Annotated in this window: 11 protein-coding genes; 6 read left to right on the top strand and 5 right to left on the bottom strand. The window is 66.0% G+C overall.

The window, feature by feature from the left end; translation table 11 throughout:
* Nucleotides 1–33: 33 nt before the first annotated feature.
* The 4 genes from ACSQ3Z_RS06595 to ACSQ3Z_RS06580 all read left to right on the top strand — a co-directional run bounded on the left by ACSQ3Z_RS06595 (nt 34) and on the right by ACSQ3Z_RS06580 (nt 3,181).
* Entirely contained in the window at nt 34–276 is a 243-nt protein-coding gene (locus ACSQ3Z_RS06595; protein ID WP_436170528.1) for a hypothetical protein, read from the top strand.
* Between the two features lie 395 nt (nt 277–671).
* Nucleotides 672–1,172 carry an MmcB family DNA repair protein gene (locus ACSQ3Z_RS06590; RefSeq protein WP_436170527.1) on the top strand — a complete coding sequence of 167 codons (501 nt, stop codon included), beginning with the start codon at nt 672–674 and terminating at the stop codon, nt 1,170–1,172.
* A gap of 185 nt (nt 1,173–1,357) precedes the next feature.
* Nucleotides 1,358–2,104, top strand: a complete 747-nt coding sequence (locus ACSQ3Z_RS06585) for an SDR family NAD(P)-dependent oxidoreductase (RefSeq protein ID WP_436170526.1) — start codon at nt 1,358–1,360, stop codon at nt 2,102–2,104.
* 42 nt (nt 2,105–2,146) lie between these two features.
* Entirely contained in the window at nt 2,147–3,181 is a 1,035-nt protein-coding gene (locus ACSQ3Z_RS06580) for an RNA polymerase subunit sigma-70 (RefSeq protein WP_436170525.1), read from the top strand.
* Nucleotides 3,182–3,279: 98 nt separating this feature from the next.
* Here the strand turns inward: ACSQ3Z_RS06580 and nhaA are convergent, their stop codons facing one another.
* The 5 genes from nhaA to ACSQ3Z_RS06555 form a co-directional block, all read right to left on the bottom strand.
* Nucleotides 3,280–4,476, bottom strand: coding sequence for a Na+/H+ antiporter NhaA (nhaA, locus tag ACSQ3Z_RS06575; protein ID WP_436170524.1), 1,197 nt, complete (start codon nt 4,474–4,476; stop codon nt 3,280–3,282).
* A 97-nt stretch (nt 4,477–4,573) separates the two neighbouring features.
* Nucleotides 4,574–5,137, bottom strand: a complete 564-nt coding sequence (locus tag ACSQ3Z_RS06570; protein ID WP_436170523.1) for an ActR/PrrA/RegA family redox response regulator transcription factor — start codon at nt 5,135–5,137, stop codon at nt 4,574–4,576.
* Nucleotides 5,138–5,243: 106 nt separating this feature from the next.
* Complete coding sequence (locus tag ACSQ3Z_RS06565) at nt 5,244–6,566, bottom strand: ActS/PrrB/RegB family redox-sensitive histidine kinase (RefSeq protein ID WP_436171850.1); 1,323 nt, start codon at nt 6,564–6,566, stop codon at nt 5,244–5,246.
* Between the two features lie 62 nt (nt 6,567–6,628).
* Nucleotides 6,629–9,091, bottom strand: coding sequence for an ATP-dependent helicase HrpB (gene hrpB / locus ACSQ3Z_RS06560; protein ID WP_436170522.1), 2,463 nt, complete (start codon nt 9,089–9,091; stop codon nt 6,629–6,631).
* 55 nt (nt 9,092–9,146) lie between these two features.
* Nucleotides 9,147–10,037 carry a DMT family transporter gene (locus tag ACSQ3Z_RS06555; RefSeq protein WP_436170521.1) on the bottom strand — a complete coding sequence of 297 codons (891 nt, stop codon included), beginning with the start codon at nt 10,035–10,037 and terminating at the stop codon, nt 9,147–9,149.
* A 26-nt stretch (nt 10,038–10,063) separates the two neighbouring features.
* On the opposite strand from ACSQ3Z_RS06555, the gene ACSQ3Z_RS06550 reads away from it, so the two are divergent.
* Both ACSQ3Z_RS06550 and ACSQ3Z_RS06545 read left to right on the top strand, forming a co-directional pair.
* Complete coding sequence (locus tag ACSQ3Z_RS06550) at nt 10,064–10,753, top strand: PIG-L deacetylase family protein (RefSeq protein WP_436170520.1); 690 nt, start codon at nt 10,064–10,066, stop codon at nt 10,751–10,753.
* A gap of 251 nt (nt 10,754–11,004) precedes the next feature.
* A complete protein-coding gene (locus tag ACSQ3Z_RS06545) occupies nt 11,005–12,336 on the top strand; it encodes an ABC transporter substrate-binding protein (RefSeq protein ID WP_436170519.1) in 1,332 nt (443 codons plus the stop codon).
* Nucleotides 12,337–12,381: the final 45 nt, after the last annotated feature.

The following is a 12,381-nucleotide window of genomic DNA, read 5'->3' as shown; positions in this document are numbered from 1 at the left end:
GTCCTAGTGAGGCGATTCTCAACGGAGGTCGCTATGGGCAGACGCATCAAATCCAAACAGCTTTCACAGGCTGAAATCGAGCGCTTTCTGGCGGCAGCGGAAGCGCTGCATAAGGCTATCGTCGGCCCGCTGATATCGCCTATCTGTGATCACTACCGCGCTACGCGGACCTTGCAAGAGGCACTGTTGAAGACGGTGCGGGAGATCACCGGAAAGGAAGTGCCGTTCATTGCATTGAACGGGACGGGACCGGTGAAGCCGCCTGCGGCTGGGTAGCGCCAAACTCAATGCGAACTCTCAGTTCACACGTTGAAACGTCTGGCACGAAAGTTCGGTGTACCGGCCCATTCTTTGGCCGTCGATCGGGTCAAGCGGCAATTGTCCATGCGCCGCTAATCTTCTTAGCCGTTCGAGCTCTGTCTCACATTCCTCTGCAGAGAGAAATCCGCGCGGGTTGCTAATCATGAAGCATTGGGCCGGCTGTGGAGGATGCGTGAAATTGATGCACATCAAAACACCGAAGAGAGTCACCGGCTCATTCCTCCCCGCTCTAAAAGAGCGGGCTAAAATTAGCAGGATGTTGCCCTAACGCAAATCCGGGTCTGTCAAATATATAATCGCCCCAAGAAAACGGGTTCAAACCGTGAACAAAATCTGGCATGGTGCCTGCCATGCCCATCATTTCCCCGATTCCCCTCAACCCTTTGATCGACGGCCGCCAGTCGGAGCGCGCCATGCTGGTGCGGCGTGGGGTGCAGCGGTTGTTGATGGACATGGGTGCGCATGTGCTGCCGGAACTGTCCTTGGCCACCGGTCGCCGGGCCGACCTTGTCGCGCTGACGCGCCAGGGCGACATCTGGATCATCGAGATCAAATCCTCGATCGAGGATTTCCGGGTCGACCGCAAATGGCCCGACTACCGGCTGCATTCCGACCGCTTCTTCTTCGCCACCCATCCCGCCGTGCCCCAGGAGATCTTCCCCGAGGAATGCGGCTTCATCCTTTCCGACGGCTACGGCGCCGAGATCCTGCGCGGCGCGCCCGAGCACCGCATGGCGGCGGCGACGCGCAAGGCGCTGATGCTTCGGATCGCCCGCGCCGGCGCCTCGCGGCTGCTGGCGGCGGAGCTTGCGGGGGTGTCGGTGCCGGCGCTCGAGGGCGAGAGCGAATAGGTTCACCGCAGACGCGACAGGTCCAGCGCGCCGCCGTCTGTCGCCCGCGCCCGACCACGGCTTTGCCCGAGCTTACCGATCCCCAAGAAGATCTTTGACCTCGCACCGATGATTTCCGCCCGCCTGCGCTGTCCTGATCAACAGGCACGCTCGGATGGTCCGGCGGCCGGAAAGAGAGGTGATCCATGGGATCGTTGGAAGGTCAGAATGTCGTCGTCATCGGAGGCAGCCGAGGTGTCGGCCGCTCGATCGTGGAAGCAGCACTTGGCGAAGGGGCGACCGTACTTGCCGTTGCCCGCAGCGCGGCCGACCCGAAAGAACTCTCCTGGGAGGCATCCGGCGTGAAGATGCTTGCGGTCGACGCGACAGAGGAGACCGCACCCGACGCGGTTTTCGGCGCGCTGGCGCCAGATGTGCTGGTGATCTCAGCCGGCGCTCTCGCGCCGACCGTCCCCATCCAGGAGCAGAGCTGGGAGCTCTTCTCGGTCAACTGGGACATGGACGTCAAGGCGTCGTTCCTGTTCTGCAAGGCAGCGCTGCAGGGCCGGCTCAAGCCGGGGAGCCGGGTGGTGCTGATCTCCAGTGGTGCTGCCTTCAGCGGCGGGCCGCCGAATTCAGGCGGCTATTCCGGCGCAAAACGCATGCAGATGTTCCTGGCCGGTCATAGCCAGAAGGAAGCGGACCGGCTCGGCCTTGGCCTGCGCTTCATGGCGCTTGCGCCGGCGCGCATCATGCCGGGCACCGGCGTTGGTGACCGCGGTATCGCCAGCATTTCGGCCTATATGGGCATCCGCCCGGCGGACTTCCTCGCCAGCTTGACCGACATGCAGACGCCGGCCGACGTCGCTCGCGCGGTGGTCGCGCTCGCCATCGGCAAACCGCAAGGCAGCTCCTTCACGGTGAGCGGCAGCGGACTTGCGGCGGCGGCATGAGGCGAGCAGGATGCCGGCCAACTTCAGCACCGCAGGCTCCCCATGACAGACGCTCCTGGTCCCGTTGAGCCCCTGGGCCGACCAGGCCAGCCGATCCTCGATCGGCTGGCCTTCGAGCGCCTGACAGTGGTCCACCGCCGCGAGCTCAAGCTGCATTGCTACCGGATGATGGGCTCACTGCATGAGGCCGATGACCTCGTCCAGGACACGTTCCTGCGAGCCTGGCGCGCGCGGTCGCAATTCGACGGCCGAGGCTCGGTTCGCGGCTGGCTCTACACGATCGCCACCAACAGCTGCCTCAACGCCATCAAGGCGAGGTCGAGTGTGCATCGCATTCTGCTTGAGCCCGAACGGCCGCCCTCTGACTCGAGGGCGACCGGCGGGCCCGCCGCCGAGCTCACCTGGCTGGAGCCTTATCCGGACGCGGAGCTTCCGGATCTGGTCGACGACAAACCGGGTCCGGACGCGCGCTACGAGGCCCGTGAAGCGGTGCAACTCGCTTTCGTCGCGGCGATCCAGCTTCTGCCGCCCAGGCAGCGGGCCGCCCTTTTGCTTTGCGACGTGCTTGGCTGGTCAGCGGTCGAGACGGCGCACTTGCTGGGCGGTTCGACCGCTTCTATCAACAGCGCCCTGCAGCGGGCCCGCGCAACACTTGGCAAGAGCTATCCTCGGGGGCGTCCCCTGCAGCGATCGCAACCCAACCCGCAAGAGGGGCTGCTGCTCGAACGCTACATGCAGGCATGGCAAGCGGACAACCTCGACGGCCTCGTCGACCTGCTGCGCGAGGACGCCACCTACCACATGCCGCCATGGCGAGAATGGTACCGGGGACGCGAGGCGATCCGGGCTTTTCTCGATACCGTCTGGGGCAATTTTGCCGGCTATCGCGCGGTGGCCACCGGGGCCAATGGCCAGCCTGCGGTCGCGGTCTACGCGCGCAGCCATCAGAACGTTGCGTGGCTGCCCCATTCTCTGCATGTCATCGAGCCCGCCGACGGGAAGATCGCCTCGTTGACGATCTATGTGCCGCCGCTCGGTCCCTCATTGTTTGCGGGCTTCCGTCTACCGCCAACCTAGAGCGGTTCATCGTTTCACGGAAACGCAGAACCGCTCTATCTCTTTGTTTTGACACAATTCCGGACGGAAAACCGCTTCACACTTTTCCTGGAATTGCTCTAGTCCTCGTCCGCCCCATCGGCTTCGCCAGCAGCCGGTGCCATCATCAGCACCGCCGCGCCAAGCAGCGCGGCGATCAGCGAGCCGGCGAGGATGCCAACCTTCACCGCATCCTGCAGCGCCACGTCGCTGGCGAAGGCGAGCAGGCCGATGAACAAGCTCATGGTGAAACCGATGCCGCACAGCAGCGAGATGCCGATCAGGTGCAGCCAGCCGGCATTTGCCGGCAGGTCGGCGAAGCCCAGCCGGATGGCTAAAGCCGAGGAGCCGAAGACGCCGACCAGCTTGCCGGCGACGAGACCGGCGGCCACCCCGAGCGTCAGCGGCTCGACCAAGGCGGCAAGGCTGACGCCGGCGAGCGACACGCCGGCATTGGCAAAGCCAAAGATCGGGACGACGAAGAAGGGCACTATTCTGTGCAGGCCGTGCTCAAGCCGGTGCAGCGGCGAATGCTCGAGGTCGTGGCTGATGCCGGGAGAGCGCTCGAGCGGAATGGTCAGCGCCAGCGCGACACCGGCAAGCGTGGCGTGGACCCCCGACTTCAGCACCAGCACCCACAAGACGATGCCGAGCACGAGATAGGGCAGGAGCGTCAGCACCCGCATGCGGTTGAGGACGACGAGCACGGCGATGACGGCGAAAGCAGCACCCAGATAGGCGAGCGACAGGCCGCTTGTGTAGAACAGCGCGATGATGATGACGGCGCCGAGATCGTCGATGATGGCCAAAGCGGTGAGGAATATTTTCAGCGAGGCCGGCACGCGATTGCCGAGCAGCGAGAGCACGCCGAGCGCAAAGGCGATGTCGGTGGCGGTCGGGATCGCCCAGCCGGACAGGGCCGCCGTGTTGTCGCGGTTGATGGCGACATAGACCAGCGCCGGCACCACCATGCCGCCGGCGGCGGCAATGCCGGGCAGCACCCGGCGCGGCCAGGTCGAGAGCTGGCCGTCCAGCATCTCGCGCTTGATCTCCAGGCCGACGAGCAGGAAGAACACCGCCATCAGCCCGTCATTGATCCAGTGCGAGACGCTGAGCGGCCCGAGATAGGCGTGGAGGGCGGCGAAATAGGTTTCGGACAGCGGCGAGTTGGCGACGATGAGGGCAAGTGCCGCGGCGGCCATCAGGATGATGCCGCCGGCCGCCTCGCCATCGAGGAATTCGCGAAAGATGGAAACCGGCCGCTCGTCGTCCCGCATGTCGCCTCCGTCACTCTGCCTGTCGGCCGGAATCATTTTGGCAGGATGATGCGCAAGCCCCGACTGGGAGGCAAGCAGCCCGCCAGTCAGCCTGTGGTCAGCGTGGGGCGCGCTTGGCCAGGATGCGCTGCAGCGTGCGGCGATGCATGTTGAGCCGGCGCGCGGTCTCAGAAACATTGCGGTCGCACATTTCGTAGACGCGCTGGATGTGCTCCCAGCGCACGCGGTCGGCCGACATCGGATTTTCCGGCGGTGCGGCGCGTTCGCCCGAGGTACGGGTGAGCGCGGCAAAGATGTCGTCGGCGTCGGCCGGCTTCGACAGATAGTCGATGGCGCCGAGCTTCACCGCCGTCACCGCGGTGGCGATGTTGCCGTAACCGGTGAGGATGACGGCGCGGGCGTCGTCGCGCTTCTCGCGGATGGCGGCGACGACGTCGAGGCCATTGCCGTCGCCGAGCCGCATGTCGACCACCGCATAGGCCGGCGGATGGGCGCGCGCCCTGGCGACAGCCTCCTCGACGCTGTCGGCCGTCTCGACCACGAAGCCCCTGGTTTCCATGGCGCGGGCAAGCCGCGTCAGGAACGGCTTGTCGTCATCGACGATCAGCAGCGAGGTGTCCTCGCCTTCAACCATTGCGCCAGTCGTTTCGTCTCCGCTCATCGCTTCCAGAAATCCTGCTGTCTTGGTTTACGCAGATACAGTTCCGCAGCACTATTGTCCAATTTTTAGCGCCTGCACCGGGCTTGATAGGGCCACGATGCAGGTTTCAGGCGGTGTCGAACATGCTCGACGACGATTCGGGATTGAGGAAGACGCTGCGCGGCCACGAAATCTGCACCACGGCGCCCTCGCCCAGCCCGCTCGAATTGCGGAAATCGAGCGTGGCGCCCGAGCGTTCGAGCAAGGTCTTGGCGATGAACAGGCCAAGACCCAGGCCGCCGCCGGCCTCGGTGCCCTGGCGCGTCGACATATAGGGCTCGCCGATGCGGTCGATGATCTCAGGCGGAAAGCCCGGCCCGTCGTCGATGATCGAGAAGGAGACATGGTCGTCGTCCCAGTTCCAGCGCACGGTCACCGTCTTGCGGGCGAAGTCGACGGCGTTCTCGACCAGATTGCCGAGGCCGTAGATGACGCCCGGGTTGCGCCGCCCGACCGGTTCGGCGCCGATGCGCTCGCCCGGCCGGAGCTTGATCGAGATGCCGAAATCGCGGTGCGGCGCCGTCACCTCCTCGACCAGCGAGGTCAGCGGCAGGCGCGACAGATGCGCCTCGCCTTCGGAGGACAGGCTGGTGAGCCGTTTCAGGATCTCGCGGCAGCGCTCGCTCTGCGAGCGCAGCAGCGTCACGTCCTCGCGGTATTTCGGGTCGTCGCCAAGCACCTTCTCCATCTCCTTGGCGACAAGCGCGATGGTGGCGAGCGGCGTGCCCAGTTCATGCGCGGCAGCGGCGGCAAGGCCATCCAGGGCGGAAAGGTGCTGTTCGCGCTGCAGCACCAGTTCGGTGGCGGCGAGCGCATTGGCGAGCAGGCGCGCTTCCTCGGCGACGCGGAAGGCGTAGATGGCGGTGAAGGCGATGGACGAGAACACCGCCATCCAGATGCCGGCGACATAGACGAACGGCATCTCCAGTGGCGCGTCCTCATGCCAGGGCAGCGGCTGGTGGAAGAAGACCAGCAAGGTGGCCGCCGCCATGACCAGCGCGCCGAGCACCGCGGTGAGGCGCAGCGGCAGCGACGCCGCCGAGATGACGACGGGCACGGTCATCAGCACCGAGAACGGGTTGGTCAGGCCGCCGGTCATGTAGAGCAGGCCGGCAAGCTGCAGGCTGTCGAAGGTCAGGATGACAAAGGCCGGCAGCGGGGTCAGCCGGTGCGCCGCCGGATAGCGGAAGGTCAGCCATAAATTCATCCACGCCGAGCAGGCGATCAGCGCGAAGCACATGCTGACGGGCAGCGGGAATTTCAGCCCGTAGGCGACGAGAAGCACCGTCAGGCTCTGGCCGACGATGGCCAGCCAGCGCAGCCTGATCAGCGTGTTGAGGCGCAGCCGCTGGCTCTGCTGGAAATCGGGCGCGTTGAGGATTTTTATCATGGCCAAGGATTATAGCCGGGAAAGCAGAAACGGTAGACTGCGACGTCGCTATTTCCAGACCATCACGTCCCGCGCGGCTTGGCGCGGCTGGTGGCTGCGGCAGCGAGCGGGTTCTCCGGCCAGACATGGCGGGGGTAGCGGCCGCGCATGTCGGTGCGCACATCGGCCCAGGAGCCGCGCCAGAAACCGGGCAGGTCGCGCGTCGTCTGGATCGGCCGGTGCGCGGGCGACAGCAGTTCGAGTGTCAGCGGCACGCTGCCGTTGGCGATCGCCGGATGCCGGTCGAGGCCGAACAATTCCTGCACACGGATCGCCAGCACCGGCCATTCGCCGTCATAGCGGATCGGCACGTGGCTGCCCGACGGCGCATCGAAATGGGTCGGCGCCAGCGCGTCGATCCGGCGCTGCAGATCATGCGGCACCAGCGCCATCAGGCCTGATGAAAGCGTGCCTGGATCGATCGCGGCGAAGGACGCCTTGCCGCCGAGGAACGGCAGCAGCCAGTCGTCGAGGCGGTCGATCAATGCTGCGTCGGACATGTCGGGCCAGGGCGCGCCGAGGCCGCGATGCAGCCAGCCGAGCCGCTGGCGCAGGGTCTCGGCCTCCTTGCCCCAGTCCAGCAGCGACAGGCCATGCTCGCGCAAGGCATCGAGGATCGCCTGATCCGCGTCGGCGCCCGATGGCGCCGGCAGCATGCGCTCGGAGAGCGTGATGGCGCCGAGCCGAGCCGTCTCGCGCACGCGCACGGCGCGCCGGTCGCGGTCGAAGCTCGTCTCCCGGCGGGTCTCGATCCTGTCGGCGAGTGCCGCACGGAGATCGGCCTCGTCGACTGGAGCCGCGGCGCTGATGCGGGCGTTCTGCGCCTTGCCCTGCAGATCGGCAACGACCAGCCAGGTCTCGCCCGCCAGCGGGTCAGCGGCGTCGAGCATGGCGCCCGAGCCGTTGGCCAGCACGAAACGGCCGCGCGCGCCGCGTGCCTTGGCGACACGATCCGGCCAGGCGTGGATGAGGAGCGCGCCGGCGGAGGCCGGCTCATTGCTTCTCCTGCCGCCGGCCTGTTTCGCCAGCCGCTCGGCAAGCTGCCGCGCCGCGACGGCACGCGGCGACTTCTCTGTGCGAAACCGCATCAGCCGGCGCTCGAGGTCGGCACCGTCGCCGCCAAGGCCGCGCTCGGTGAGCAGCACGGTGAGCGTCGCCGCCTCGAAGGCGTGACCGCTCCCTGCCGCTTCGGCGACCATGTGGGCGAGCCGCACCGGCAGCGCCAGCTTGCGCATCGCGACGCCCGCTTCCGTCAGCCGCCCGGCCCCGTCGATGGCGTGCAGCGCGCTGAGCAGCGCCCTCGCCTCGTTGAGCGCCGGCGCCGGCGGCATATCGAGGAAGGAGAGGCTCGTGGGATCTGCAACGCCGAAGGCGGCGCAATCGAGCAGCAGGCCGGACAGATCCGCCTCGAGGATTTCCGGTGGCGTGAAGGCGGGAAGGGCCGCCGTTTGCTCGACCCGCCACAGCCGGACGGCGACGCCGGCTTGCGTGCGCCCGGCGCGGCCGGCGCGCTGCTCGGCCGAGGCGCGGCTGACCCGCACCGTCTCCAGCCGCGTCAGTCCGCTGGCCGGTTCGTAGCGCGGCAAGCGCGACAGGCCGGAGTCGATGACGACGCGCACGCCGTCGATGGTAATCGAGGTTTCGGCGATCGATGTCGCCAGCACCACCTTGCGGCGACCCGAGGGCGACGGCTTGATGGCGGCATCCTGCGCCCTGTTGTCGAGCATGCCGTAGAGCGGCACGATATCGGTGTCGGCGCCGATCCGGTCGTGCAGCCGCTCGGCGGTCCGCTCGATCTCGCGCTGGCCGGGCAGAAAGGCGAGCACGCTGCCGCTCTCCTCGGCGAGCGCGGCGCGGATCGCCTTGGCCATGGCGTCTTCGACGGGGACACCGGGCGGCCGCTCGTCGTAACGGATGTCGACGGGAAAGGCGCGGCCTTGACTTTCGATCACCGGAGCTTCGGACAGCAACCTGGCGACGCGCGCGCCGTCGAGCGTCGCCGACATCACCAGCAGGCGCAGGTCCGGCCGCAGCGCGCCCTGCACGTCCAGCGCCAGCGCCAGGCCGAAATCGCCGTCGAGCGAGCGCTCGTGGAACTCGTCGAAGAGCACCGCCGAAACACCCGGCAGTTCGGGATCGTCGAGGATCATGCGCGACAACACGCCTTCGGTGACGACGAGGATCTTGGTCCGAGCCGATGTCCGGTTCTCCATGCGCATGGCGTAGCCGACCGTGCCGCCGGGCTCCTCGCCGATGAGTTCGGCCATGCGGCGGGCGGCGGCGCGGGCGGCGAGCCGGCGCGGCTCGAGCAGGACGATCTTGCCCGCGCCCAGCCATGGCGCGTCGAGCAGCGCCAGCGGCACCAGCGTCGTCTTGCCGGCGCCGGGCGGCGCCACCAGAACGGCGCTGCTCTGCTTTGCCAGCGCTTCGCCAAGCGCCGGCAGAACGGCGGAGACGGGGAGCTCCGGCAAGGGTTTGATGTTCATCGCGTCCGCATATCAGCGGCTGTGGTCAGCGTGCAACCGGGTCATTCCGGCCGGCTCAAAGCCGAGTCCGCGAAAACGGGTTCCAGCGCACCGTGCCCAGCCGCACCTCCTCGCGCACCATGGTCAGCAGGCCGGAGCCGCCGACGACGGCGAGGCCGACCAGCGACAGGGCATCCGGGTATTCGCTGAAGAACAGCGCGCCGAGGATCACCGCCCAGACGATCTGCGAATAATGCGTCGGCGCGATGCGGTTGGCGGGAGCGTACTTGACCGCGAGCAGCTGCAGCAGTTGTCCGCAGGAGGTGAAGGCGCCTGATATGACAAACCAGACCAGTTGCCTGGCGTCGGGCAGCGTGAACGACGTGGCGGCAGCACCCATGCCGTTGAAGACCAGGCCGTAGCCGATCAGCACGCCGAGCATGGTCGTGCGCTTTTCCTGCTGCGCCAGCGAGCGCATCAGGATGACGCTGGCGGCGGCGAGGAAGGCGACGCCGAAAGCGGCGAGGTGGCCGAGATGCAACTCGCGAAAACCCGGCCGCACGACCAGCATGACGCCGACAAAACCGGCGACCACCGCCAGCCATCGCCAGGGGCCGACCTTCTCCTTGAGGACGACGGTGGAAAGGATGGTGACGCAGAGCGGCGCCAGGAAGATCAGCGCATAGGCTTCGGCCAGCGGGATGGTGGTGAAGGCATAGACGCTGAGCACGCCCGACGCGATGCCGGCCCAGGCGCGGGCCTGCACCGCCCAGGGCCGCTTGGTGCGCCAGAAGTCACGCCAGCGTTCGCCGTTCGGCCGGGTGAAGAGCAAGAAACAGCCGGAAAACAGCGTCGAGAAGAAGCCGATCTCGAAGACGGTGAACTGCCCGCCCAGGCTTTTGACAACGGCGTCGTTGCACGAATAGCTTGCATAGGCGATCAGGGCGAGCAGGATACCGTTCGGCACGTTGTTCCATTTCCGGGGAGAGTAGAGTGAGAGTACTGGCGCTCGGCGCGCATCCGGACGACATCGAGATATTCATGTTCGGTACGATGGCCGCCTATGCCACGCAAGGCGCAGAACTGACTTTCGCCGTAGCCACGGATGGTGCCAAAGGCGGCCGCGGCGACCCGGCAACGCTTGCCCGCGTGCGCCGGGAGGAGGCGACTGCGGCGGCGGGATTGCTCGGCGTTGCGCCGCGCTTCCTCGACTTCCCGGATGGCGGCCTGGTCGCCGACGCCGCCCTGATCACGGCGCTGAAGGCGCTGATCGGCGAGGTGAAGCCCGATCTCATCATCACCCATGCGCCGAACGATTATCATGGCGACCACCGCGCGCTGTCGGACGGAGTGCGAATCGCCGCGTCTTTCACGGTGCCGGTGCTGCATGCCGACACGCTTGGCGGCACCGGCTTTTCGCCGACGCATTATGTCGACATTTCCGCGCACACCGACATCAAGGCGCAGGCGATCCGGGCGCATCACTCGCAGGATCCCGAGCGCTTCGTCGATGCGGCGCGCGTGCAGAACGCCTTTCGCGCCGGCCAGTGCAACGGCGCGCCAGGCGCGCTGGCCGAGGCGTTCCGCTTCGAGCCGGTGTTCCCTTTTGCCGACATCCGCGCCCTGCTGCCGCCGGCGCCGCCGATCCGGCCGGTGACGGTCAGCACGAAGACGGTCATGTGAGCCGGCTGCCGGCACGCCGGGCGCTCTGACAGCCACGCGCCTCCAGAAATTTCTTAGCCAGCTCAACGCCTTCGCAAACCATGTTGCGATGCAGCAACGAATTCGCTTGCGTTGTTTAGTAAAAATTGCATCACTAAACAAATTACTAAACATTCGCCGCGCCACCGCGCCGCCATGTTTGGGCCCCGGAGGAGGGGTTAGCGGGCTCTTGAAACCGTCATCCGGACGCGTTTCGCAAATGGGAGGAAGGCATGAAATCGACCTTGAAACTGACGTTGGGTCTGGCCTCGGCGATGCTTGCGTCGACAGCCGTCTCGAATGTCGCGCATGCGGAAGACCTGACGCTTTGCTGGGCAGCCTGGGACCCGGCCAACGCACTCGTGGAACTGTCCAAGGACTTCACCAAGGAAACCGGCATCGGCATGAAGTTCGAGTTCGTGCCGTGGACCAACTACGCCGACCGCTTCCTCAACGAGCTCAATTCGAAGGGCAAGCTGTGCGACCTGATCATCGGCGACAGCCAGTGGATCGGCGGCGCGGCCGAGAACGGCCACTACGTCAAGCTGAACGACTTCTTCGACAAGGAGAAGATCAGCATGGACGACTTCGTGCCGGCGACCGTGGTCGGCTATTCGGAATGGCCGAAGAATTCGCCGAACTACTGGGCGCTGCCGGCCATGGGCGACGTCGTCGGCTGGACCTACCGCAAGGACTGGTTCTCCAAGCCGGAACTGCAGAAGGAATTCAAGGAGAAGTATGGCTGGGATCTCGCCGCTCCGACGACCTTCGACCAGCTGAAGCAGATCGCCGAGTTCTTCCAGAAGCGTGAAATCGACGGCAAGACGGTGTACGGCGCCTCGATCTATACCGAGCGCGGCTCGGAAGGCATCACCATGGGCGCCATGGATGTGCTCTACAGTTTCGGCTTCAAATACGAGAACCCCGAAAAGCCCTACGAGATGGACGGCTTCGTCAACTCCGAGAAATCGGTGAAGGGGCTGGAGTTCTACAAGGCGCTCTATGACTGCTGCACGCCGCCCGGCGCTTCGAACAGCTACATGGGCGAAGGCGTCGATGCCTTCAAATCCGGGCAGGTGGCGATGCACATGAACTTTGCCTTCACCTGGCCGGGCCTGCAGAAGGACGAGAATGTCGGTGGCGACAAGATCGGCTACTTCGCCAATCCGAAGGGTCCCGACGGCGAGCAGTTCGCCCAGCTCGGCGGCCAGGGCATCTCGGTGGTGTCCTATTCCGACAAGCAGGAATCGGCGCTCAAATACATCAAGTGGTTCGCCAACAAGGACGTGCAGGCCAAGTGGTGGTCGCTTGGCGGCTTTTCCTGCCTCAACGCGGTCGTGAAGGATCCGAACTTCCCGGCCAGCCAGCCCTATGCGCAGACCTTCCTCGATTCGATGGCCATCGTGAAGGACTTCTGGGCCGAGCCGAGCTACGCGCCGCTGCTGCAGGCCTCGCAGAAGCGCTTCCACGACTATGTCGTCGCCGGCCAGGGTTCGGCCAAGGACGCGCTTGACGGCCTGGTCAAGGACTGGACGCAGGTCTTCCAGGACGACGGCAAGATGTGAACGGCTCCTCCCGAGCTCGACCCGAGCGTCCCGTGCCGCCCTTGG

The sequence above is a fragment of the Mesorhizobium sp. LjNodule214 genome, from assembly GCF_964252735.1.
GTDB lineage: Bacteria > Pseudomonadota > Alphaproteobacteria > Rhizobiales > Rhizobiaceae > Mesorhizobium.
The sequence above is the reverse complement of the archived record's forward strand: the minus strand, read 5'-3'. Positions and strand labels throughout refer to the sequence as shown.